The organism is Pseudoflavonifractor sp. An184, assembly GCF_002160305.1.
Classification (GTDB): Bacteria; Bacillota; Clostridia; order Oscillospirales; family Oscillospiraceae; genus Lawsonibacter; species Lawsonibacter pullicola.
The window spans coordinates 141,323-164,354 of record NZ_NFKI01000001.1; the positions used below are offsets into that span (position 1 = coordinate 141,323).

General features: G+C 55.0%; 21 protein-coding genes and 1 pseudogene. 16 read left to right on the forward strand and 6 right to left on the reverse strand.

Annotation, left to right across the window (positions count from 1 at the left end):
- Positions 1-80: 80 nt before the first annotated feature.
- The 16 genes from B5F19_RS00805 to B5F19_RS00880 all read left to right on the forward strand — a co-directional run bounded on the left by B5F19_RS00805 (position 81) and on the right by B5F19_RS00880 (position 16,389).
- Positions 81-461 carry a hypothetical protein gene (locus tag B5F19_RS00805; RefSeq protein ID WP_140394131.1) on the forward strand — a complete coding sequence of 127 codons (381 nt, stop codon included), beginning with the start codon at positions 81-83 and terminating at the stop codon, positions 459-461.
- On the forward strand, positions 427-1,167 hold the full coding sequence (locus tag B5F19_RS00810; RefSeq protein WP_087286596.1) for a hypothetical protein: 741 nt from the start codon (positions 427-429) through the stop codon (positions 1,165-1,167). Before B5F19_RS00805 ends, B5F19_RS00810 begins: the two co-directional genes overlap by 35 nt.
- Before the next feature lie 15 nt (positions 1,168-1,182).
- Entirely contained in the window at positions 1,183-3,045 is a 1,863-nt protein-coding gene (locus tag B5F19_RS00815) for an AAA family ATPase (RefSeq protein WP_087286599.1), read from the forward strand.
- A 46-nt stretch (positions 3,046-3,091) separates the two neighbouring features.
- Positions 3,092-5,407 carry a hypothetical protein gene (locus B5F19_RS00820; protein WP_087286602.1) on the forward strand — a complete coding sequence of 772 codons (2,316 nt, stop codon included), beginning with the start codon at positions 3,092-3,094 and terminating at the stop codon, positions 5,405-5,407.
- A gap of 65 nt (positions 5,408-5,472) precedes the next feature.
- Positions 5,473-5,802, forward strand: coding sequence for a hypothetical protein (locus B5F19_RS00825; protein WP_087286604.1), 330 nt, complete (start codon positions 5,473-5,475; stop codon positions 5,800-5,802).
- A 102-nt stretch (positions 5,803-5,904) separates the two neighbouring features.
- The gene (locus B5F19_RS00830; protein ID WP_087286607.1) at positions 5,905-6,444 is read left to right on the forward strand and encodes a hypothetical protein; all 540 of its coding nucleotides are present in this window, start codon (positions 5,905-5,907) and stop codon (positions 6,442-6,444) included.
- A gap of 18 nt (positions 6,445-6,462) precedes the next feature.
- A complete protein-coding gene (locus B5F19_RS00835; protein ID WP_087286610.1) occupies positions 6,463-7,170 on the forward strand; it encodes a hypothetical protein in 708 nt (235 codons plus the stop codon).
- Positions 7,171-7,272: 102 nt separating this feature from the next.
- Positions 7,273-8,511: a PcfJ domain-containing protein gene (locus B5F19_RS00840; protein WP_162612486.1), complete on the forward strand. Its 1,239-nt coding sequence runs from the start codon at positions 7,273-7,275 to the stop codon at positions 8,509-8,511.
- A 138-nt stretch (positions 8,512-8,649) separates the two neighbouring features.
- A complete protein-coding gene (locus B5F19_RS00845) occupies positions 8,650-9,759 on the forward strand; it encodes an ATP-binding protein (protein WP_087286616.1) in 1,110 nt (369 codons plus the stop codon).
- A gap of 78 nt (positions 9,760-9,837) precedes the next feature.
- Complete coding sequence (locus B5F19_RS00850; protein WP_140394132.1) at positions 9,838-10,443, forward strand: hypothetical protein; 606 nt, start codon at positions 9,838-9,840, stop codon at positions 10,441-10,443.
- A complete protein-coding gene (locus B5F19_RS00855; protein ID WP_087286622.1) occupies positions 10,440-10,877 on the forward strand; it encodes a hypothetical protein in 438 nt (145 codons plus the stop codon). The genes B5F19_RS00850 and B5F19_RS00855 overlap by 4 nt, the downstream gene beginning before the upstream one ends.
- A 131-nt stretch (positions 10,878-11,008) precedes the next feature.
- Positions 11,009-12,106 carry a HipA protein gene (locus tag B5F19_RS00860; protein ID WP_087286625.1) on the forward strand — a complete coding sequence of 366 codons (1,098 nt, stop codon included), beginning with the start codon at positions 11,009-11,011 and terminating at the stop codon, positions 12,104-12,106.
- A gap of 87 nt (positions 12,107-12,193) precedes the next feature.
- The gene (locus tag B5F19_RS00865; protein WP_242972649.1) at positions 12,194-13,108 is read left to right on the forward strand and encodes a hypothetical protein; all 915 of its coding nucleotides are present in this window, start codon (positions 12,194-12,196) and stop codon (positions 13,106-13,108) included.
- A 30-nt stretch (positions 13,109-13,138) separates the two neighbouring features.
- Positions 13,139-13,927 carry a hypothetical protein gene (locus B5F19_RS00870; protein ID WP_087286631.1) on the forward strand — a complete coding sequence of 263 codons (789 nt, stop codon included), beginning with the start codon at positions 13,139-13,141 and terminating at the stop codon, positions 13,925-13,927.
- A 270-nt stretch (positions 13,928-14,197) separates the two neighbouring features.
- Positions 14,198-15,340, forward strand: coding sequence for a hypothetical protein (locus B5F19_RS00875; protein WP_087286634.1), 1,143 nt, complete (start codon positions 14,198-14,200; stop codon positions 15,338-15,340).
- Positions 15,340-16,389: a lambda-exonuclease family protein gene (locus B5F19_RS00880; protein ID WP_087286637.1), complete on the forward strand. Its 1,050-nt coding sequence runs from the start codon at positions 15,340-15,342 to the stop codon at positions 16,387-16,389. Before B5F19_RS00875 ends, B5F19_RS00880 begins: the two co-directional genes overlap by 1 nt.
- A 173-nt stretch (positions 16,390-16,562) precedes the next feature.
- Here the strand turns inward: B5F19_RS00880 and B5F19_RS17830 are convergent.
- The 6 genes and pseudogenes from B5F19_RS17830 to B5F19_RS00910 all read right to left on the reverse strand — a co-directional run.
- A pseudogene (locus tag B5F19_RS17830) lies at positions 16,563-16,640 on the reverse strand (sigma-70 family RNA polymerase sigma factor); the annotation flags it as partial.
- A 169-nt stretch (positions 16,641-16,809) separates the two neighbouring features.
- Positions 16,810-17,577, reverse strand: a complete 768-nt coding sequence (locus B5F19_RS00890) for a class I SAM-dependent methyltransferase (protein ID WP_004010385.1) — start codon at positions 17,575-17,577, stop codon at positions 16,810-16,812.
- Between the two features lie 50 nt (positions 17,578-17,627).
- Entirely contained in the window at positions 17,628-19,547 is a 1,920-nt protein-coding gene (gene tet(W) / locus B5F19_RS00895; protein WP_031474227.1) for a tetracycline resistance ribosomal protection protein Tet(W), read from the reverse strand.
- A 372-nt stretch (positions 19,548-19,919) separates the two neighbouring features.
- Positions 19,920-21,107 (reverse strand): plasmid recombination protein, encoded by a 1,188-nt coding sequence (locus B5F19_RS00900; RefSeq protein WP_228275371.1) that lies wholly within the window; start codon positions 21,105-21,107, stop codon positions 19,920-19,922.
- Between the two features lie 446 nt (positions 21,108-21,553).
- Entirely contained in the window at positions 21,554-22,708 is a 1,155-nt protein-coding gene (locus B5F19_RS00905) for a helicase RepA family protein (protein WP_031474225.1), read from the reverse strand.
- A 3-nt stretch (positions 22,709-22,711) separates the two neighbouring features.
- Positions 22,712-23,032 (reverse strand): hypothetical protein, encoded by a 321-nt coding sequence (locus B5F19_RS00910; RefSeq protein WP_004010381.1) that lies wholly within the window; start codon positions 23,030-23,032, stop codon positions 22,712-22,714.

The following is a 23,032-nucleotide window of genomic DNA, read 5'->3' on the forward strand; positions in this document are numbered from 1 at the left end:
AGGCGTAAAAGAGCGCACATGAAGTAGGATCCGTCCACTCCATGTGCGCTCTTTTTTGCGTTTCAGGGGAGGTGATGGATTTGAAAAACAGATCTTTTGTGAAAACAAGCGTTAAACACCGTGCAAAAAAGCTGGATGTTGTCCTGCGCCGGCTGACCGGCGACACGTTGACAAAAGACCAGCGACTGTGCCTGCAACACGCCTTGGACTGTCGGAGACAGTATCGGCTGCGGCTGTGTAGAACCGGCTGCGATTTCAAGAAGGCCGTGTCGCCGGGACAGGCGAACAAGGACTGCGGCAAGCGCGTCAGGATGCTGCTTGGTAAGAATTGCGGCATGATGGCGGCGCTCGTCAGCAGCAAGACGCAGGGAAGGGGGGATAACACCGTCTATCTCTACCTGCCAGAATCGAAGGAGGCAATGGGTGATGAAATGCAAGAGGAAGATGCAAAAGAGGCGTGATGTCCTGACCGTCATCGGCATGATGATCCTGCTGGCCTTCATTCTCAGAATGTGGCCGATCCTGCTGCTGATGCTGATCGGTGTATTTTTCTACGCACTATGGATGCTGTTCCACATGGATGCGGCACCTCAGCAGCCGGTTCAGGCTCCGCTTTTGGCGCTGCCTCCGCCTGCGTCGGAGGAGTCGGTGCTGAACACGGCATTCTCGGTGCTCCAGCGCAGGATCACCGAGCAGGTGCTGCTGCGGTATCCCAATGCCAGATGGGTGTGGGGTGTTGCAGATGCCCGGGATCGGTTCGTCCACGGCGGAGAGCTGAGCATCCTGCTCAACCGCGCCGGCGGATACCGGAGAGCGGTGGTGCAGGTGAACAACCTCCAGTTCTGCGGGCTTCAGTATCCAACTGCCGAACAGCCGCAGCAGCCGGCCTCAGAGCCGGAAACTGAGCCGTCGGAAGAGCCGGAACAGGAGCCGGAGACAGTGGATTATGGCCTTCTGGCGTTTGAGTGGGTGGAGGCAAATCTCCAGGCGCTCAACGCCCAGTGCAATGAGGTGATTGGCAGCGGGAAGGACAGCTTCCGGATCCCCGCCAGCCAGCTCCCCCATGGGGACAGCTGGCCGCCCATCTGCAAGGAACTGCTGAGGAACGGCTTTTTCGCCGCGGAACCGCTGGCGGACGGCATCCAGGTACAGATCAAAGTTAAATAGGGAGTGTGAACAAAAATGAGCTCGAAACTGTTTGCTTTCAGCCGGCCTTTGCCTGCGCCTTTTGACAAGGCGAAGAAAAAGGTGAAGGTGTCGTCCAAGTACGGCAATGGCACGGAGGCAACGCTGTGCAGCACGGTGGTCAAGGCTGTCCAGGCGTATTTCAAATGCAAGGACGGCTCCGCACCGGGTGCGGTCGGACTCTGCGGCACTAAAGGCGTTGCGGAATATAAGTCCGCCTCCGGCCCGGAAGTGTACCACCTGGCGGTCTACGATCCTGCCGGCGGCGCCATGCTGGCCAGTATCTACAACAAGGACACGGAGATGCTCGAAACCTATGCCGTCCGCAACAATGGGAAGGACGGCGCGGCGATCATGATGTCGATGCTCCCCGCCCTGATGGCGGACGATGAGTTTCGGGAGAACCTGGATGCTCTGGAGATCCAGTATCAGGGCGGCTACCCGGACATGGGTGAGTCGACGGAGCGCATGGCCATCCTCTGTGACAATGCTTACCGGCGCATCAATGACAGCTCCTGCGCGGCGCATCTGCCGACCAGTATTGACAGCACCGGCAATGTGATGCGGGTGTCCACCACCCATATCGACTCCGGGAACTTCCGGCCGGACACCGTGGTTGCCGGGATGTTTACCATCCTGGCCAACAGCACCGTGCCGGAGAAGCTGGAGATCAAGCCCGCCACGCCCCACAGCGATTTTGTGGGGAAGTATGTGCTGGATACGACGCGGGTACTCACGCCCTTCGAGCAGAGCCTGGTGCCGGTCCTGGCTCCCTGGTATGTGCTGCCCGAGGAGGTGGTCACCATCTGCAAGCACGCCAAGCAGTCCACCGGCAAGGCGCTGCCCATGCGCAATTTCCTTTTGCGCGGCCCCGCCGGCACGGGAAAGACCGAGGGTGCCCGCGCCATCGCTGCGGGCCTGAATCTGCCGTATATGAAGTACACCTGCTCTGCCGGGACGGAGATCTACGACCTGATCGGCCAGGTGTTCCCCGACACGGATGGGCCATCCACCGGCGACGCCGAATTGGATCAGCAGCGGGCGCAGCTCAAGGAGATGGGCGGCATCACCTATGAGAATGTCAAAAAACTCATGGGCCTGCCTGACCTGGATGACATGGACTACGATCCCGCCGGCACCTATCAGAAGCTCACCGGCGTGGAGAAAGCCGATGCCACGTCCCAGGACTGCATGGGCCTGGTCATGGAAATGGTCACCGACAAGCTGCAGCAGCTTTGCAAGGTGAAGCCCGAGTTCGCCGATGGACGGCAGACCTATAGTTACATCGAGACTGATTTCATCCGCGCGCTCAAGCACGGCTATCTGGTAGAACTACAGGAGCCCACGACCATTATCCAGCCCGGTGTGCTGGTGGGTCTGAACTCTCTGCTGGAGCAGGGGGGATCTATCACCCTGCCTACCGGCGAGGTGATCCACCGCCATCCGGACGCAGTGGTCGTGGTGACTACCAACGTCAGCTATGAGGGGTGCCGGGGCGTCAACCAGTCGGTTTTGGACCGGATGAATCTTACCCAGGACATTGAACTGCCCGCCCCGGAGATCATGGCGCAGCGCGCTATGAGCATCACCGGCTGTGAGGACGATGTTCTGGTGGGGCGTATGGTCCAGGTCGTGACAGACATGGCGGACTATTGCCGCAAGAACGGGATCTCGGACGGTAACTGCGGCATGCGAAGCCTCATCGACTGGATCATGAGCACGGAGATCACGGGAGATCCCTACAGCTCCGCGCTCTACACCATCGTGAGCAAGGCCACTTCCGACGAGGAGGATCGGGATGCTTTGAAAGCGACTGTGCTGGAGCCTATATTCGCGCCCAAGCGCAAGAAAGCGGTCTGAACAAAAATCTATGATTTAGAAGGGAGGACAGTTACTCTTGGCAAGAGTGAGTCATAAAAAGATCAAGCAGCTGATTGCGCAGAAACAGTCCAAAATCACAGACCGCCAGTTTTTCACCTCCCGCATCCTGGCAGCCCATTTTGCCGATATCGCCGCCGCCCAGACGCGGCGGTATGGCTGCCGGCGGCGGGTGAAGCTGGACATCATGTGGGAGCCCAAGTTGCCGAGATTGGCCTGCACGGACAATCTCTTGATCCACATCAACGCCGGCAACCCTCTTGTGACTAAGCAAAAGGGGCGGCAGACGCGGTATGAGATGGTCAGCGGCCTGTTTTCTCATGAGCTGGGACATGTGCTCTACACGGACTTCCTGCTCTACCAGTCCTATCACGCCTTCCTGGAATCGGGAAAGTGGTTCCCGGAACCGCCGCCCCTTCGGAATATCACCGAGCGGGACGCGGAGGCGGATTTCCTGGCCTTCCAGGCTTCCGACCCGAAAAACAGGGAGCTCGTTGCCCGCGTGTCCCACGATATCCTGAACATCCTGGAGGATGGCTACATTGAAAACAGGATGCTGCTGGACTATCCCGGTATTCTGGGCAGCAGCCTACAGAAACTGCGCCAGGTGCGATTTGAGGATTATTCCACCATGGAGGATATGATTGACCAAGAGGCCGACGGCGGCCACATTTGGCTGAGCATTCGCAGTGGGCTCCTCTCCTATATGCTTTGGGGCGAACTCAAGTACGGCGGGACGCTGCTCTCGGACGAGCGGATCCAGATGGTCTTTTCCCTCCTGGGAGATTTGGATAAGGCTCTGGTCAGCAGGGATGCCCGGGACCGGTGCAGGACGGCAAATATGATCCTGATCCGCTGCTGGTCCCATATCAAGGATTTGCTGGAGAACATCAAGGAGCAAGCGGACAATGCCGCTTCGGAAGGCGGCGGTTCCGGGTCCGGTGACCCGAACGATCTGCTGAGCACCCTACTCTCCGCCCTTGCCGGCGGCAGCGAGGAGGGCACCGGCGAAACGTCTCCTGTGGGCGGCAGTCCCGCGCCATCGGAAGCCACATCGGCTACCGGCTCCCAGCGTGCTGCAACTGCGGCTTTGGCTGCGGGCAGCGCGGACGGCGAGAGTGAGGAGCAGGACCCGGAAAAGGCCGAAGCAAAGCCCTCTGGCGGGGAGGGCGGTGAAGAATCTGGTGAAGAAGGCACCGAAGACCCTTCAGCAGACGCTTCTCACGCTGAATCCAGCCAGAATGGCGACGGCGGCTTGGAAATGATGCCGGGTGTCCCTGGTTCACCCCAGCAGCATCAGAAGGTGTCGGACCAGGAGGGTGGCCGCATTCCGCTGCATGATACCAGTGAGGTTTCCGCACCGGATGGCGGCAGCACGGAACATGACGACAGCTACGAAGGTGCTGGCTACACCGGGGCCGCCGCCGACGTTGAACGGCTGCTGAACCGGATCGCAGAGAACAGCGTGACCACGGAGTTGGAGCGCCAGCGGACAGAGGAGCTGACAGAACTGGCCCAGAGCATCTCTTATGGGGACATCCATGACGGCGTCAGCAAGACGGTTCATCGGATTGCTTCCGTCAGTGAGGAACTGAAGGAGGAGTACCAGTCCATCGCCGGCGATCTTCTCCACATCTCCAAGCAGCTGCAAAAGTCAGTTCTCCAGCAGATGCAGGACAGCCGTCGGGGCGGCAAGCAGACGAGCCTGCTGATGGGCAGACGTTTGGACGCCCACGCGCTGTTTCGGACGGACTCCCGGGTGTTCTACAAAAATGCGCTGCCCAATGAGATGCCCGCGCTCTGTGTGGGACTCCTGTTGGACGAGTCGGGAAGTATGTCCTGGAACGACCGGGCTACCTACGCAAGGGCGACGGCAATCATCCTCTATGATTTCTGCCAGGCGCTCGGGATCCCTATTACCGTGTATGGCCACTCCACGTCCAGAGGCGTCGATCTCTATTCCTACGCTGAGTTTGACGCCATTGACCGGGATGACCGTTATCGGATGATGGACATTTCGGCCCGGGGCAGTAACCGGGACGGCGCCGCGCTCCGCTTTGTGGCGGAGCGGCTGGTACACCGGCCGGAAGACATCAAGCTGCTGATGCTGGTGTCCGACGGACAGCCTGCAGACGCCGGCTACGGCGGCACCGCGGCGGAGGAGGACCTGCGCGGGATCAAGCATGAGTACCAGCGCAAGGGGGTCCTGTTTATCGCTGCGGCCATCGGCTCCGATAAGGAGAACATTGAGCGCATTTATGGTGACGCCTTTCTGGACATCACCGATCTTACAAAATTGCCGGTCAAACTGGCCGGCATCATCAAGCGTTTTATTCGCTACTAATTGACAGCAGGGGAGGGCCGCACAAGCGGCTTTCCCCTGTCCGTTTACGGAAGGAGTATCTGATCATGGTAAAAAACTCGATGGATAGTTCTCTTGGCGTTTCCCTGACCGTGTCTGTCGTCTGCTGCCCCGTGGAGGCGGGTGAGGAGCCCGCAGGTATCGCGCGGTATGTGCAGGCGGTGCTGGAGCCGGTGTTTCATCCGGCTGGAATTGCGGTCGAGGTGGCGCCGCTGGCGTATCAGCCGTGCGGAAAGGTGCCGGTCATCATTACGCTGGACGGGCAGGACCCCCGGCTGTTGTGGTACTACAAGGGGATGCCTGCTGAGGCGCTGTCGGAGGAGCTGTTTTGGCTCCTGTTCGACCTTCCCCTGGTCGCTGACCGTGTGCCGGCCTGAGCGCATCAGCCTGGCAAACAAATCCTCCGCCAAACAGATTTTCAAAAAAATGAAGAACGGACCGGCCGCATCATGCCGCCCGTCAAGGAAAGGAGATCCCACATGGATACCATGACAAGAAACCATATCTTCATGGAAAATATTGATCTGATCAACCGCACGCTGCACCGCCACCGGCTTTTGCTGTATGCCCTGCATCTGGAGCTGGACGATGTCTACCAAGAACTGGCCATTGCCGCGCTCCAGGCCATCGACACATACGATGACCGGCGCTGTGATTCGATTACCGTTCACATCTGGGCGAAACTTCAGTATGCAGTCCTGACCATCAAGCGGCGCAACAAGCCCCACGGCATTATGGCCTGTGAGGGCTTTGCACCTGGCGTCTTGTCCCTGGAACTGTCGGAGGACTATGGGTATCCCGCTGTTGCCGAAACGGGCAGCGACGATGACCTGATCCGGGAGAGGCGTCTGCGGCAGGCCTTGGCCAGACTGGAGCCTCAGGAGCGCCGTGCGGTTCTCGATTATCTGGATGGGATGAAACCCGCACGGAGATCTGAGAAGAACAGTTTTGACGCCGCGCTGGAAAAACTGCGCGACTTCTATCTCAGCACATACAGAACGGCCAGGTTTGGGCTGTAAAATTGGGGGAATATCCACATGAGCTACACAGCTATTGGCTCCGGCTCCATTACTTTGAATGCCATGTCCGCCGAGAAACAGAAAAATCTCCAGGAAGCGCTGATGAACCGGTATGACAGACTCCGTACGGCTGACTTGGCGCAGTGCGGAGATGATATGGCTTACCAAATTGAGAGGGAGTATCAGGAACTCACTCAGGCGATGTTAAAGTACAATGACCCCTTCTGGTGGCTTACGGTTGTTTTCAAAGAGGCGGGGTTCACTGAGGTGGAGCGAAACCCGAATGATGTGGCCTTGTCTATTGAGCTGTCATATTGCAACAACTACTATGAGGACATGATCCTGGAACTGCTGAATACGCTGGTTCCCTTTACAGCAGAAGGCTTTATTTCCTACCGCGGTGAAGAAGGTGATCTATGGTGCCATGTTTTTGCCGGCGGGGAATGGACTGAGCGGAGCGGCCGCATCTGCTATGATGAACCGAGGCCTCAGTTCGAGGAGAGCAAGCAGAATCTGGAGCGCTTGATCGAGGAGATCCGCCGGCAGGTGATCTATGATGACCGCCCGTATGAGGATAGGGCGCGCGACCTTCTCAAAGCCTTTGAAGCGCATGACCCGGACGGCGTTCTGCTCGCCTTGAGCGGCAGGCGGCTCCATGAGCATGGAGTCGCTGCCGGTATTTGGCAGGACGGCGGAGAAAGTGCGCATCCTGATGAGCGCGAGTAAATCGCGCATCAAGAAATGCGGCCTGGGCTGTTTCTCAGCCCGGGCCGCGCCTGTAACGATGAATTCCGCATCAAAAACTATTTTAGAATGGAGGGTGCTCGTATGGCGAGCGAAAATGTGTCGAAAACTGTGTCGCTGAAGGACTACATCATCGACATGCAAAGTGCAGCCGTGAAAGGTTCTGCCCAGTATGAGGTCGTGCTGGAGAACAACACGGACTTTATCATTAAGCGGCGGACGGCAACCACGGACCGGGAGCTGGTGATCCTGGTGAGCAAGGGCCTCTATTACATCAAGGACTGCAAGACCGGGCACATCGAAGAACTGAAGGAGCAGAGTCTGAACACGTTCCTCCGTGAACTGAAGGACGGGATGGTCGCCCTGCATGAGGTACACTGGCTGAGCAATCTCTACCGTGAGTCCGTCGGCCTGATCATGCAGGTCATCACCGACGAAACCCTAACGGACATGTGCCGGCATAACGTCCTGGTCAATACCTTTGATCCCACCTGGTACACTCGCTACTGGAAGCAGAACAGCAAGCTCTTTATCAGACTTTACAATATGTTTCCCAGTATGGCGGATCGAAAGAAATACCAGGCGAGCATTCCGGCCATCTTCTGGATCGAGGAGCAGTACGGAGCCAATGAGGCCATGTTCTTTGCCGAAAAGCTCGTTCAGTCCGGGATTATGGAGCTCGATTTCAACCAAAATGGCTATTCCTACTATGGACACCAGATTTCGCACGACCCGGGCTGGTTTCTCAAGGTCATGGCATCGCCCCACCGCGTCAATCTGCGACGTTTCATCGACTACATTCTGTTTGACCTTTATGCCCAGGGATATGCCAGCGTGACCAAGAGTTTCTTCGTTGAATACCTGGATTACCTGGAGATGCAGCAGAATTTCTACGGAAAGGTCAAAGAGAAGTATCCCGCGCACTTCAAGACCGAGCACGATGTTATGGCGCTCAAGGTCAATCAGGCCAGGCTGCTTGCCAAGTGCGAGGACTTTGAGCAGCAGAATGAGTCTATCAAGGACCTGGCCTACTCCGGAGGCGGATACTGCATTGTGGTCCCAACTAAGCCGGAGGAACTGGCGGAGGAAGGAATCAACCTGAGCCACTGTGTCGGCCAGTACGTTGACCGGGTAGCAGGAGGGGAGTGCCATATCCTGTTTCTGCGGCGCCGGGGCGCTCCGGATCGGTCTTTGGTAACGCTTCAGCTGAGCGGAAAACAGATCTGCCAGGCGCAGGGATTCAACCGGCGGCCGATCACGGACCAGGAGCGCAGGTTCCTGGTGCAGTGGGGCAGGGAGAAAGATATTCAGATTGTGGTGTAGGGAACTGCATGCAGGCCGGCATAAGTGCGCTTGTGGCCTGCCTGCGGCAATTTGACCTCGTACACCAACATAGACAACTACTGCAAGTAACAGCCACGTTTGAGTGGCAAAATGGATTACTAAAGGAGAACATTCGACATGAAAGCTATCAGCATTGGAAAGCGGTATGAAATCCACGAGGACTCTCTCAGGGCCTATGACAAGCTCCCGGTTAATACTTACACCGTCCGTTTTGACAAGATGAGCGGTTTCTACCTGGAGGCACGCTCCAGGCTTACCGTTACGGAAAAGGTCTATGGGATTCACCCGGAAAAGGCTGACAAGGTTCTCAAGGCATTCACGATGTTTGAGCGGAATCTGGGCGTCATCCTCAGCGGCTCCAAAGGGATCGGGAAGTCCCTGTTTGCCCGGCTTTTGTCCGCTAAGGCGCAGGATGCCGGCTATCCCGTCATCATCATTGACCAGTACATCCCCGGCATTGCTGCCTACATCGAGTCGATTGAGCAGGAAGTGGTCTTTCTGTTCGATGAATTTGACAAGACCTTCGGCAGCGTCTGCCCTGGCGCCAATGAGGCGGATCCACAGTCAGCGTTGCTGAGCATGTTCGATGGGACCGCTCAAGGGAAAAAGCTTTTCATCATCACCTGCAACAGCCTGTATAAGCTCAACGACTACCTTGTGAATCGTCCGGGACGGTTCCACTACCACTTCCGGTTTGACTATCCTTCCCCGGAGGAGATCCAGGCGTATCTCACCGATAAGCTCAGACCAGCCTATATCGGTGAGATTAGAAAGGTTATCCTGTTTTCCAAAAAGGTGGCGCTGAACTATGACTGCCTGAGGGCGATTGCGTTTGAGTTGAACCTGGGACTCCCCTTCGAGAAAGCGATTCAGGATCTCAACATCATCAATCTCCACGAGGAGTGCTACAACGTCACACTGCACTTCCATGGCGGCAGAACGATGACAGCCAAGCGCTGCCAGTTGGATCTGTTCGGCGATGACAGGTCTGAGCGTGTCTGCCTGCAAGATGAGCATGGCCGCGACCAGTTAATCGTCGAGTTTGATCCGCGGATGTGCGTCTATGATTATGAACGCCATGCAACCATCGTGCCCGCGGAGGCGCTATCCCTGGACTACATTGAATATTACGAGGAGGAAACGGTGGCGGAGATTAAGAAACTGGTGCCGGACTATCTTTCGTTGACCAGAGCCGCAGAGCGGAACCTTCATTATCTGACGGCGTAAAGCCGTACTGCAAGAGGGGGTTGGATTCGATCCGCCCCTCTCTTTATCAAAACCGACATATTGCTTAGGAGGCTCCATATGAAATGCAATGAACGAAATTGCTTGTGGTGCGCCTGGCGCGCCGCAACCGGGCCGGAAAACGATCCCACTCTCTGTTGCGGACATCCATCAAGTCAGGTGCGGCATCGTTTTGGAGGTTGCAATACAGCTGAAAACTGCAAAGCGTATCTGCGGGATGACCCAGGCCTAAAAATCAAGGTCAAGCGCGATACCAGAGAAATGCTGATGAAGGGTATCCATCAAATGGTTGTGGATAATGGGCAGTTTCAATCCGCAGAGGCAATTCTGGACTACTTTAGCCCTGATACCTACGATAGCCCCAAAGAGATCACCTGCGATGACTTTTATGTGGTAACTGAGGTTCAGTTTGGCGGTAGTGAGGGAATTTATCTTGATTGCTACGCAGAAGGCAGGATTCAGCCGGAGTGCGAGAAGAAACGCTGGCACCTTGGCACTTATAAGACCCTGGAGACATCTCTGAGCGCCATGCAGACACTGGGCGCCCTGACGTATTTCGCTTCGGAATACCTCTGGGAAAACGGCGAGCGGTTTCTCTCAAACCGTGATCTGCGGATCAGGGCACTTCAAAAGCGACAGAAGAAAGAGGAGGCTGAAAAATCTTGAGTTACACGACTTGGCACAATTACGGGTACGGAATCTGCGTGGATGACATCAAGACGCGGGATGTTACGCGCCTGGAGTCCATGCTGAAATTGGCGCCCAACCTGGACCGGGAGATACACAGGTGGCTGGAGGAATGCTCCATCAGCGAGCCAGTTTGGGATGACTATATGGAGTTCGACCAGGACTTTATGCTTGGCCTGGCAACCATTCTGCAGAAAGTGATTGAAGAGGCGGAGGGCCTGTGCCTGACTGCCTGTGACGATTGCGACAGCAGGACCTACCTGATTTACCAGCCGCGGTACCCCTGGGCGCTGACGCAGGCGGATCGGGATCTGACAGAAGAACATCTCGCTGCCATGTTCGGGCGATATGTCGGGATGCTTACGGACGAGGTGGTGGATGTTGACTACCAGGAAGTGGAGAACGGCGGCTGACGGCCCTTTCTGTGGTTAAATCTAAAATCAGCAGGCATGGTAAACTGCCCTTGAAACGGTACGAGGATGTTGCGGATCATGCGAAAGCTGTGTATAATAATATCATTCGGCGGGAAGGGGGGTCAGCAGGCATGGCGGCGACGGAATATGTCCTGATGAATCAGGATATCCCGGTATTGGATTTCACCTGCCGCAGGAATGAGTTTGACGAGCCGGAGTTCTTTGAAGGCACCTGGCATGTGGACTACCGCCCCATCGGCTATCGCGGTCTGGCTGCATTCCTGGAGCATCGGAAGGCCCCCAAGCATCGGGAGCACATCCGTCAGCTTCTGGAGCAGTATGGCTGTGATGATCTGGAGGGTTTCCTGCAGGTGACCCGCGCCCTGTCCCTGAACGACACCTTCTGGGTGAAGCGGCAGGGGGAGGTTCTGCAGTGGCGGGATGTATCCCTCTACACCAATCCCTTCAGCGAAGTGATCAGCGAGGCCGCCTTTGACGGCACCGTCAGTGAGACGGATTTTTCCTCTACCTCCCCTGAGTTCGGGACAGACGGTTACTACGCCAAGTGCTGGATCCGGGAGGAGAGCGGGATAAAGCTCTATAAGAGCGGCAGCGCTTTCCTGGAGATCGAGCCTCTGTCCGAGTTCCTGGCGTCGCAGCTGGCGGAAGGCATCTGCCGGCAGGCGGTTTTGTATGATCTGGATTACTACCATGGGAAACTGATCTCCAAGTGCCCGTTGTTCACAAGTGAAACGGTAGGGCTGGCCAAGGCAAGCGCGGTGTTCCACGGCGCTGAGCATACGATCCCCGACCTCCTGCAATATTTTCGCGGGATCGGGAGCGAGGACGCTTTCCGGCGTATGTGCATACTGGACGCGATTATCCTAAATCCGGACCGGCATTATGGGAATTTCGGCGTCCTGTTCGACACCGCCACCATGAAAGTTCTTCAGATGGCGCCGGTATTTGACAACAACAAGAGCTTGCTGCCGGAGCTGGACAACGACCAGCTGGCAGCGCCCGACTGGTATATCGCCCGGTGCCGCCCGCGGATCGGCAGGGACTTCATCCTGACCGCCCGGGGACTGCTGACGGACGAGATCCGGGCAGACCTGGAGCGGATGCGGGATTTTACCTTCCGGCAGCACCCGAAGATCCAGGCGGAGCAGATGCGGCTGGACGCCCTGAGCGGTATCGTGCGGGAGCGGATCAGGCAGATCCTGGCGTAGACTGGAAGCAATTCACAATGGTTTTGGGGACCACAGACACATGCCTGTGGTCCCCATTTTTGCGTTATGATGGGAGGAACTCAACAAATGATGAGGCAAAATAAGGCTTTGACCAGCGTCGTATCCTATCCGGAGCGGGGACAGGGCGGAAACAATCGCTACCGCGGCAACTGCTCCCCCAAACTGATCGAAGATCTGATCGCCCATTTCCGGCCGCATGAGGTCTGTGACTATATGTGCGGCAGCAATACTACCGCCGATGCCGCACGCACCATGGGGATCGTCAGCCATACCTACGATCTGCACAGCGGGTTTGACCTGCTGCACACCGACATTAAGGAGCGCCCTGAGTTCATTTTCTGGCATCCGCCATACTGGGATATCATCAAGTATTCGGATGTGATGTATCGGGCCAGTGAAGTACAACGGCGCTATGGCTACGATCCGCGCCAGTTTGATCTCTCCCGCATCGCCACCTGGGAGAGCTTTGTTCAGGCTATGAATTACTGCATGATGAAGCAGTTTTGCGCCTTGGAGCAGGGGGGACGGATGGCCGTCCTTGTAGGTGACATCAAGAAGAAAGGGAGACTTTTCAGCATGCTTTTTGAGCTGACGAAGCCCGGTGTGCTGGAGAATGTCATTATCAAAGCCCAGCATAATTGTATGTCCGACCAGCGAGTTTACAGCGGCAAGTTCATCCCCATTGTCCATGAGTATGTTCTGTTGGTGAGGAAAGACGCGCCGCTGGCGGTTCCTCTGCTGATGACATACCGGGTTCAGAGCGACATCCGGGATATGCCGGGCCCCACATGGAGGGACATTGTTGCCGGCGTGCTGGAAACCTGCCGGGGGTCTGCTTCCCTGGAGGAGATTTACCGGCAAGTGGAACCCCACAAACGAGCCCAGAGCCAACAGTGGTGGAAGGAGAAGGTGCGGCAGACCCTGCAAATCAATCCCGAGACTTTTGAGCACATGGGGCGGGGAGTGTGGCGGCTGATCTAATGTTCAATACTATTGAGGAGATAAGAAATTATGGACTTTTATGAGTTAAAAAACAAGTACTTTTCCCTGGTCCGGAAGAAAATGATTAACGACTATAAGATGGGGAACATTGATTTCATGGAGTCGGAGGAACTGCTCGATCATATCATAGAGAGGAGTGGAGTGTATCAGGACCATGGGAAATCCGATGATGAAAGCATTGCTTCTGCATTCAGGGATTTTCATGGAAGACTCCTGGCATTGCGTCCGCTTACTTTAGGGTACACTGTTGGAGCATCCTACGATGGGCAGTCAACGATCCCGGGAGCAGAATATGTGTCAGTATTTCGAGGGCTGGTTGGCACAGAGTTTGCGGATGAAAGCATGGCGACAAAGTTTGCGGAACGAGATGGAGTGAAGCTCATTTTCGGCTTCCCTCCGATTCCGGATGGGTTATATGTGGATACAGAGAAGAATCGAAAAATCATTGAAGAATACCTCAATTCTGTAGCAAGCCCCGGTATAGGTGTAGAAAAAATGGCTGCAAAGGCCAAAGACGATATTCTTCTCGAAGAAGTAGATGCGCTGGAAACCATTTTATCGTGCATGAAGATTGAGGATATAACCATAAAGGTTGTGAAGGACAGACTCATCGCAGATGATGCGGATGGAAACCACTGGGAAGAAAATGAAATCTATGATTTTATACTCAATGAATGCCTTGCTATTACTCCAAATGGGGACTTGGCTCGGGGGCTTTACATAAAGCAGGAATTCCTTGATTCGGTTCTGCACTATGCTGCGCAGCGAGGAGTGAAGGTAAACAGACTGACGATCTGAAAGACGGGGTGCCATACTGAAGCCCAAGTCGGCTTCATAGAGGTTGACGAACGTATGGAAGGATGATATAATCCAATCATACAGTATCCGTGCCACACCTAAGGTGTGCATAGTTGACCGTGTTTCCAAGTGCCATTTGCAGCAATGCAGATGGCACTTTTTTTATTTTCCGGCCCATAATTACGGCATAGACAGCGTTCCTTTGCAGGAGCGCTGTTTTTGCATATACAGTGGTGAAATCCGCAAAAAACGAAAGGAGATTTGAAAACCATGGTGAAATCCTGTTGTGACAGCTACCACACCCAATTCAGCGACTTCTCCGCCATGCTCAGCTACCATGAGCAGGTCCGCAAGAGCAGCCTGTGGGAGCGCACCGAGGTCAAGAAGCTGCAGGTGGCGGCGCTGGACAAGACCTCTCCGCTGTATGAGGATACGGACAGCTTTGACCCCTCCGTATCCCGGGATGCGGTCGAGGACACTGCGGAGAACCTGAAACTGGCCATCAAGCTCCGGGACAAGTTTTTCCCCCTGCGCGATACCGCCTATAAGAGCCTGCTGGACCGGGCGAAGATCGGCGGCTCCGCGCTGCCCAAGCTCTCCCGGGAGAAGCTGGCCGACGTGATCAACGCCTGTCTGGCCCTTCACAAGGACAGCGCCCTTTTGCTGATCCGCGACGAGAAGGTGTCCGCAGCCCACTCCGGCGACAGCCGGGATTACTCCGTGCTGGAGATCGACCAGTTGCTGGACGGGCTCCAGAGCAAGATGGATGAGCGTTTCCCGGGCAATCAGTTTTCTGCCGGGTATGTGGACCACGCCATCACCAGCGCATCCTGGACGCTTCCCGGCCAGCGGGAGGAACTCCTTGACACCTACATCAAACTGCTGGCTGCGGAGGGCAAGTCGTCCATGGCAGCCAAGCTGATGCCGGGTATTCGATTCTCCACATCGGATACCGGCATGGCCTCGGCTAAGGTGTCGGCTCTGCTGGCCGGACTGCAGTACCCCATCCACATCGGCGGGATGATCGCCGTAGAGCACCGCCGGCAGTCCAAGGTGCCTGATTTTGTTGGGAGCCTGGATATGCTCTTTGCTCAGTTCGGAGATTCCGTTGCCAGACTGACCAGCCTGCTCTCTGTCCATTTGGATCACCCGGTCAACGCGATGACCGCGGTGTGCAAGCGCCTGGCACTGCCCAAGAAGGCGGCTCTGGAGGCCATCAGCATGTTCGAAATGGCGGTTGGCAATGACGAGGCTACCGCCCATGACGTGTTTGTGGCCATGCAGGAGATCCCTTTCACCCTGAAGACGCAGGGAGTGCCGGAGAGTAAGCTGCTGGCGCTGCAGGAGAACATGGCCCGGGCGCTCACCATCAACTGGCGGGACTACGACTACGCCAAAGAGGTGAAGTGGTAATGGCCGCGCCCAATATCCTCTGCGATTGTACGGGGATGACCAATGAGATGTGGCTCAAATGCCGGGAACACGGTCCGAAGGGCAATATTGAATATACCGTTGGCGGCAGTGATGTCGCAACGATTTTCGGCCTTTCCCCGTGGACGACGCCCCTGGAACTTTGGATGGTGAAAAAGGGGCGCATGAAGCCGAAATCGCCTCCGAACCCCGACCAGTTGGCCATGGGACATATGCTGGAGCCGATTGCCGCTCACTTCTACGCCCAGAGGACGGGAAACACCGTCACGGACGACAACTATCTCTATCAGCACGCCACGCTGGAGTACGCGCTTGCCAATATTGACCGGCGCTACACGCGGAAAGAAGATGGTGAGGGCGGCGTCCTGGAGTGCAAATCTCTGACCTACCACAAAGCGGCAGATTGGGCTGACGGAGCCATCCCCATCTACTACGAGCTGCAGCTGCGCTATTATCTTGCAGTCCTGGACGAAAAGCACGGAGCTTTCTCGGCGCTTTGGGGCAACAATCCGGAGAATGACTTGGCCACGCCTCACATTGAACGGGTTCAGGCCAAGGAGGACATTATTTTTGAGAAGCTGGACCGATGGATCTGGAGCTTGCGGCATGATAAGCCTCCTACCATGGAGGATGTTCAGCCGCAGCTGGCAATGGACGCCCTGGCGCGGATTTACGGCGCCGGTAAAAAGGGACTGCCCACCATTGAGTTCCCCAGGAAATATGAGCCGCAGCTTCGGAAAATCGCCGCGCTGCAGGAGGAAAACGCGCAACTCAAGGGCGCTATCAAAAAGAACGAGGAGGCTATTGAGGCACACAGCGTGCGGATCGCGGAACTGATGAAAGAGCACGAGCATGGGATCCTGACCACGACCACAGACAAATTGCTGGTGGATTTTGTGACGAGTACATCCCGGCGCGTCAGTTCTGAGTACCTGAAGCAAAACTATCCATCCATTTATGAGGAGGCACGAAAGCCGTCCAAGAACCGGAAAGTCAAAGTAACCATTCAGCCTCGGCAAATTCAGATATAGTAGGGTGTATTTGAGGTGATTTCGCAGGAAAAACTTTCGCAAATATGTTAATATTCCACCTGCTATTTTCGGCTGTAAAGTTTATTAGTATCAAAATAGTATCACAAAAGGCTGGGAAATACAACAGAATTATGTGGAGCTCTACATAATTCCGGCACGGACGGACGCTGTCAGGCACAGCGGATAACAGCCTTGCAAGAGGCGTTGTACCTGCGCTGGATATATTCTTGATAGGCTTTCTGGTCTGTCATGGAAATTCCCCCTCTCTGAATAATAGTGCGGGGCGGCAGCACTCCTTGCTGTCGCTCCTTGACTGCCTAACTGCGAAACCGGGCGGGGCTGTCAACGGTGGGCGAAGCCCGTTCATCTTGACCGCCCGCTGGCTCGGCTGGCTTTGCTATTTACCCGACAAACTTGAATTTATTGTAAGGTATCACGTTTTACCTTCTTAAGCCTTACTATCATTACCATAGGAATTTCTTTGTTGGTTTTGAAACATTCTTCATAAAATCCATCAATGACAAATCCAGCTCTAAAACAAAGGTTAAAAATATCTTGTATGGAACGATGATAATAAATCTGCTCTTTCGGTTGCCCTTCAATCGCTATATCATAGTAACTGTGCGGTGTCATATATTTTTCAGTCAACGTGACAAAACAAGGGTGTTGCGTTGCAAAGACAAAAATTCCGCTTTCCTGCAACAGTTCATAAACAGCCATAAGAAGTGGTTCAATATCCGTAATATCCATAATTGCCATATTAGAAACTGCTTTCGTAAAGGCTCGATTTCTTTTTAATTCTAATATACTTTTTCTATTGGTCGCATCCGCCACACAAAATTCAATTTGTTTTGCATATTGTGATTGCCGTCTTTTAGCCAATTCTATCATTTTTTTGCTGTAATCAAAAGCGACAACCGAAGCGCCTCTTTGTGCAAGATACGAAGAATAATTTCCATTGCCACACGCAATATCCAAAATATAATCCGCAGGATTAGGAGATAGAAGTTCCGTTACTTTGGGACGCACTACCTCTCTGTGAAATTCATTAGATTCGTCACCCATTGCATTATCCCAAAATTGTGCGTTCTCCTCCCAGATTTTTTTACTTTCCTCTGTTCCCATGTTCTCTCCCACTCCCAAAATTTGCTTTTTTGCTTCCATTAAATCTTCCTTACGATATTCCATTGTTACCCTCCATAACTTCTGATTGTTGCCGTCTTGACGATTATGTATCTTTACATTACCTTCTGAAACATATGGCGCACCTTGTCCAGGCGGTTGTTTGGACGGCGGGGCTGGATGACCGGCTGGCCGACAGCGGCCTGATACCCTTTTAGCTCTGTAAGGCATACGCTCTGCCCGTTGGTGTAAAAGGCCAGATCAGTACGGTATGCCTGTATACAGCGGGCGGGAATCTCGCCAGTAAAGACAACTTCATCCTTTTTTACCTGGGCCGTTTCGATGGTGGCACAGTATTTCGGTGCATCATGATAAGCCCTGGAAAGGTATTCCTGGGGCGCATAGAGGGTGAAGGAGAGATAAGGTTCCAGCAGCTGCGTCCCCGATTCCTTCAATGCCTGTTCCAATACAATCGGGGCCAATGAGCGGAAGTCCGCCGGCGTGCTGACTGGACTGTAATAAAGCCCGTATTCAAAGCAAATCTTACAGTCCGTTACGTTCCAGCCGAACAAGCCCTGCTCCAGCCCGTAACGGATACCATCCCTGACAGCGTTTTGAAAACTCTGGTTCAAGTATCCCAGCGAAACCCGGCTCTCGTATTGTACGCCGGAGCCAAGCGGGAGTGGTGTAACAGACAGTCCGATAGATGCCCAAAACGGGTTGGGCGGCACCTCGATATGGATGGTGTGGCTGGCTGCTTTGAGCGGCCGCTCCATATAAATGACGGTGGGTTCCTTTACCACTGTTTCAATCTTGTATTTTTCCGACAGCAAAGCGGAAACGACCTCCAACTGCACCCGGCCCAAAAAAGAAAGAATGATCTCATGGGTGATGGAATCCACTTCGCAGCGCAAAAGCGGGTCAGTATCCGCAAGTTGCGTAAGAGCGTCCAGCAGCCGTTCTCTTTGCGCTGCCGTTTTCGGCGCAATCGTCGTCCGCAGCATGGGGAGGGGGGCCTCGCGCCACCTTTTACGAGGGAGCCGGGTTTGATCCCCTAATACATCGTTTAACCTCACGCTGTCGCTGGGAAGGATAACAATTTCGCCCGGATAAGCGGTGTCTGTCCGAACAATTTCCCCTTTGGATGGAATACGCATCTCTGTGATTTTCAGCTTTTCTCTCCCGGCCAGGGCCACCGTATCCCGCAGGCGCAGCGTTCCGCTGTATAGCCGCAGATAGACACGCCGCTGGCCGCAATCGGTGTACTCAACCTTGAAAACGCTGCCGCATAGGGTGGCGCTCCCCTGTTCCCCAATCGGTTGGAACAGTCCTGTCACCGCATCCATCAACGGTTGAATGCCAAGGCCCTTTTTGGCGCTGCCATGATAGACCGGAAACAGGGAGGCTTCTTGAACCCGCCGCTGTTCCTCCCGCGCAAGTTTTTCCTGGCTGATTGGTTCTCCTGCGATATACTTTTCCAATAATGCATCGTTATTTTCGATGACCGCATCCCATGCTTCTATGTCGGTATTTTCCTCCAGGACTATTTCCGGGGACAGCGACACCGTCTGCTTGATGATAATATCGGCGGAGAGCTTATCCCGAACAGACTGAACCACGCTCTGCAAATCAACGCCAGCCTGGTCGATCTTGTTGATAAAGATAACGGTGGGAATGTTCATTTTCCGCAGGGCATGGAACAGAATACGGGTCTGGGCCTGCACGCCATCTTTCGCGGAGATCACCAAGATGGCCCCATCTAAAACAGCCAAAGAGCGGTACACCTCCGCCAAAAAATCCATGTGGCCGGGCGTATCCACAATGTTAACTTTACATCTGTGCCACTGGAAGGAAGTGACTGCCGCTTGAATGGTAATCCCACGCTGCCGCTCCAAAAACAAGGTGTCCGTCCTCGTTGTCCCTTTTTCGACGCTCCCTGGTTCTGAAATGGCTCCACTGGCATATAGCAGACTCTCCGTCAAGGTCGTCTTTCCAGCGTCTACATGGGCAAGAATCCCGATATTGATAATGTTCATGTCTATCCTCCATACAAGGCCCGAATGGGCGCAAAAATCCCCAGCGGCTAATACTTTTACCGCTGGGGATCATGACTTCGGACACACAGAAACATACACGACTTACATAAGCCGCGGTCCGTCACGATATTTACTAAAAAGGCAAAAGTATTCTTAAAATTGGGTACAAAAACCAAGCCCCTGCAAGGGGCAATCATTTTTGCGCCCATTATCAAATTTTATTTAAGAATACCTTGCCGCATATTTGATAGACTCCTCAAATCAGGATAATAGCAGTATATCATAGTACGCTCTAAAAAACAAGAAATCATTTTACCGATTCCACAAATAAAATCGGAGGGTATTCACTGGAATACCCTCCGGTTTTGGTGATTATCGTGCGTCTATCCGAATTTTTGACTTTGCGGCCCGTTTCCGTTCCTTTTCGGCATGTTCCTGCTGGTAAGCTGCCTCTAATATTCTGTCCACTTGTTCTGGGCCAAAGGCCCTTTTGACCCGCTCATAGTCAGCGGAGACTTGCCGCATGGCCTTGTTTTCCAACTTGACCTCCTGCAATCGATCAGACAGGCGGATGTTGCTCTCCCTCACCCGGCCATAGTCCCCTTGCAGACGCTCAAATTTCCCCCGCAGCTCCACATAGGCCAGATACAGGGAGCGCAGCACCTTGACGATTTGGGCCAGCAGGGGCTTTGCCTTTTTCTCTCGGTAGGCCCGGCCTGTTTCCAGCGTTCCCGGCTCCGGCAAAATCTCCTCCGGATTGGCGGAGAAATCCGCTGCCAACCGCTCCATATTTTTCACCGCCGGGGCAAGTTCTTTGAGCCGCCGTTCCTGGCTCTCCACCTGGTTTTCTTTCTCCGCCTTGACCGTCTCCAGAACGGCGATCTCCTTTGCCCGCTGCTCTTTCTTGTAGTCCAGCACAGACAAGTGCTTGTCGTGGGTGCCTTTGTCCTCCCACTCAATCCCGTGGCGCTCCATGACCAGGGAAAGCTGCTCCTTTTCCGAGCGCACCCACTGGCTCCACTCTGTGTCCCCTCTGGTGCCGCCCTGGAAACCCTGGGCCGCTAACGCCTGTTTCAAAGATACCCTCGTGTCCAGCCCTCGCTTGCTCCCGGTGGTGAATGGTACAAAGTCAATGTGCAGATGGGGCGTAGCCTCGTCCATGTGGAGGTGGGCAGAGAACACCCGGAGTTGGGGGTTGCGCTCTTGAAAGCCCTTCATGTACTCGTCCAAAACCGCTGCCGCAAGCTGTCCCTCCTCGCTGTCGGCGCTCATATCATCTCGATTGCCCACTTGCAGGATGATTTCATGGAACGGCTTTTCCTGCTTGCCGGAGCGGATCTTCTCATAGTAATCCTCTATCCTTCTGTCGGCCCTGGTTTGTTTAGCGTTGTACCGTTCCAGAGCCTCGTCAAAGAGTTCATGGTACACCGCCTTGATATTCTCCTGGCAGTAGGTTATATTCAAGTGGGAGCGTTCCGGGTCAGTGTTCTTGGCGTGGAATTTTCTACTGTTATGGTTCACCGATCCTTGGCCCACCATGGCGCTGATTGTCCTTTTCAAATCAATCCCTCCTCCCTTTTCCGCCGCGCAAGCGGCGAGCCTTTGTTACTTTCTGCGAAAGTAACGCAAAAGCACTTTTGACAGCCTGACGGCCATCAAAAGCGCATTTGCGCCCTACGGGGTGGTGTGGGGGCTTTGCCCCCGGCAACTGCGGTTGCCTCCCCCAGCAGGGCCGCCCTTTGAAAAGGGCACCCTGCACCCCGCCTAAACTTTGTCACTCGCCGTTGGGCAGGGTGGAAAGGCCAGGGGCCTTTCCACCGCCCGGCAAGTGTTTTCCGTGGGCCGAAAGTCAAGGGGTACGGGTTGTATTGACTTGCGGCAATCTCCACCCGCAGGTATGCCCCCCTTGACTTTCGCCCCCGCTCCCCGTGACAGCCGTGACGACCGTGACGATGTTTTACACACCGCCTCCGCACTCCGAAAAGCTGTCACAGCTGTCACGGTCGTCACGCCTGGGGTTCCTCCAACGTGAGCTTGATACTCCGCCCGGCATGGGTTCGGGCGCTTTCATAGTGGATGTGGTACTCATAGGACAGCCGCCACGCCCGGACATTCAGCCGCATAGCCAGGGCATTGGGTTTCATATCCAGCCCCAGGGCGGCGACAAGTTCCGTGGCCGTCCCTCTCCACTCTGGCCGTTCCGCCGTTACCAGGGCGGCAACAGCCTCCAACACCGGGTCAGGCGGCTCCTGCCGCAGCTCCGTTTCCCGCCGCTCCAGCTCCCACACAAGCCGTTCCTCGTCCCGCTTGAGGTAGAGGCGCTGGTCTTGCTGATCCCGCCCAGAAATGTCCAGGGTGGCGGCGTTGTCTGCCCGCCGCTCCTTTTGGAGCAGAAAGGCCCCGTCTGCCGCACCCAATAAGCCGTTGGTGCCGGAGATCATATCAAACTTATCATCGGCCTGCTGCTTGCGGGTGTGATGTACAACCAGGAGGCAAACCCCGCTTATATCGGCAAACCGTTTCAGTTTGGTGATTACCTCATAGTCGTTGGCATAGCTGTACTTCTCTGCCCCGGCCTCCCGGATTTTTTGCAGGGTGTCGATGATAATAAGCCGGGTGTCCGTGTGTTCCCGGACAAAGCCCTTTAGCTGCTCCTCCAGGCCACCGCCGAGCTGCTTAGCTCCGATGGCAAAGAACAGGTTTCCGGTACTCTCTACTCCAAACATCCGGTACAACCGCTCCTGTAAGCGACGGTGGTTGTCCTCCAGGGCCAGATAGAGGACTGTCCCCTGGCGCACCTCATACCCCCACAGGGAAAGGCCCATACTCACATGATAGGCAAGCTGGGCCATGAGAAAGGACTTGCCCACCTTGGGAGCGCCCACAAAGAGATATGTCCCCGCATAGAGCAGACCGTCTACCACAGGAGGTCTGCCGGGGTACACCTGTTCGTAGAGGTCATTCATAGACACGGTAGGCAGATAGGCCGGGTCATTGACCCGGCTTATCTGCCGCAGGATTTCCTCCAAATCTCTTTCCGGGGGCTTGTGTTCTGTCACGCCCTCTGCTATACTTTGGTTAGGTTTTTGTGAGAGCGACTGTCCCCCGTCTGCGCCAACAGGCGGATATGGGGCAGTCGTTTTCTCTTGCAATCTATCCATCTATCAATCCTCCCTCATGCCGTCCATGATGGCGGCGATCAGCCGGATGGTGTCCAGCAACTCCCCATCCACGCCATTCCCGGCCTCGATACGCTCCAGTTCTTCCAGAACGGCGGCCAGCTCGTTCCGCAGGGCCTTATACACCCTGGGGTTGCCCTGTACCACCACATCCCGGCACAGCAGCCGTCGGGTGATGTAGTCCTGTTTGGTAAGGCCGGAGAGCCGCACAGCGGTTTCAATTTCCCTGTCCTCATCCGGGGACACCCGGAAAGCCACAGTTTTGTTTCTCCAGCGGTTGTGTCGGTCAAGATTTTTCACTGACAT

Coding starts and splice junctions, on each gene's coding strand:
- B5F19_RS00830 (WP_087286607.1), top strand. CDS start 5,905: ATGGATACCATGACAAGAAACCATATCTTCATGGAAAATATTGATCTG.
- B5F19_RS00890 (WP_004010385.1), bottom strand. CDS start 17,577: ATGGAATATCGTAAGGAAGATTTAATGGAAGCAAAAAAGCAAATTTTG.
- B5F19_RS00810 (WP_087286596.1), top strand. CDS start 427: ATGAAATGCAAGAGGAAGATGCAAAAGAGGCGTGATGTCCTGACCGTC.
- B5F19_RS00910 (WP_004010381.1), bottom strand. CDS start 23,032: ATGTCAGTGAAAAATCTTGACCGACACAACCGCTGGAGAAACAAAACT.
- B5F19_RS00875 (WP_087286634.1), top strand. CDS start 14,198: ATGGTGAAATCCTGTTGTGACAGCTACCACACCCAATTCAGCGACTTC.
- B5F19_RS00865 (WP_242972649.1), top strand. CDS start 12,194: ATGATGAGGCAAAATAAGGCTTTGACCAGCGTCGTATCCTATCCGGAG.
- B5F19_RS00870 (WP_087286631.1), top strand. CDS start 13,139: ATGGACTTTTATGAGTTAAAAAACAAGTACTTTTCCCTGGTCCGGAAG.
- B5F19_RS00815 (WP_087286599.1), top strand. CDS start 1,183: ATGAGCTCGAAACTGTTTGCTTTCAGCCGGCCTTTGCCTGCGCCTTTT.
- B5F19_RS00840 (WP_162612486.1), top strand. CDS start 7,273: ATGGCGAGCGAAAATGTGTCGAAAACTGTGTCGCTGAAGGACTACATC.
- B5F19_RS00845 (WP_087286616.1), top strand. CDS start 8,650: ATGAAAGCTATCAGCATTGGAAAGCGGTATGAAATCCACGAGGACTCT.
- B5F19_RS00835 (WP_087286610.1), top strand. CDS start 6,463: ATGAGCTACACAGCTATTGGCTCCGGCTCCATTACTTTGAATGCCATG.
- B5F19_RS00905 (WP_031474225.1), bottom strand. CDS start 22,708: ATGGATAGATTGCAAGAGAAAACGACTGCCCCATATCCGCCTGTTGGC.
- B5F19_RS00880 (WP_087286637.1), top strand. CDS start 15,340: ATGGCCGCGCCCAATATCCTCTGCGATTGTACGGGGATGACCAATGAG.
- B5F19_RS00860 (WP_087286625.1), top strand. CDS start 11,009: ATGGCGGCGACGGAATATGTCCTGATGAATCAGGATATCCCGGTATTG.
- B5F19_RS00850 (WP_140394132.1), top strand. CDS start 9,838: ATGAAATGCAATGAACGAAATTGCTTGTGGTGCGCCTGGCGCGCCGCA.
- B5F19_RS00825 (WP_087286604.1), top strand. CDS start 5,473: ATGGTAAAAAACTCGATGGATAGTTCTCTTGGCGTTTCCCTGACCGTG.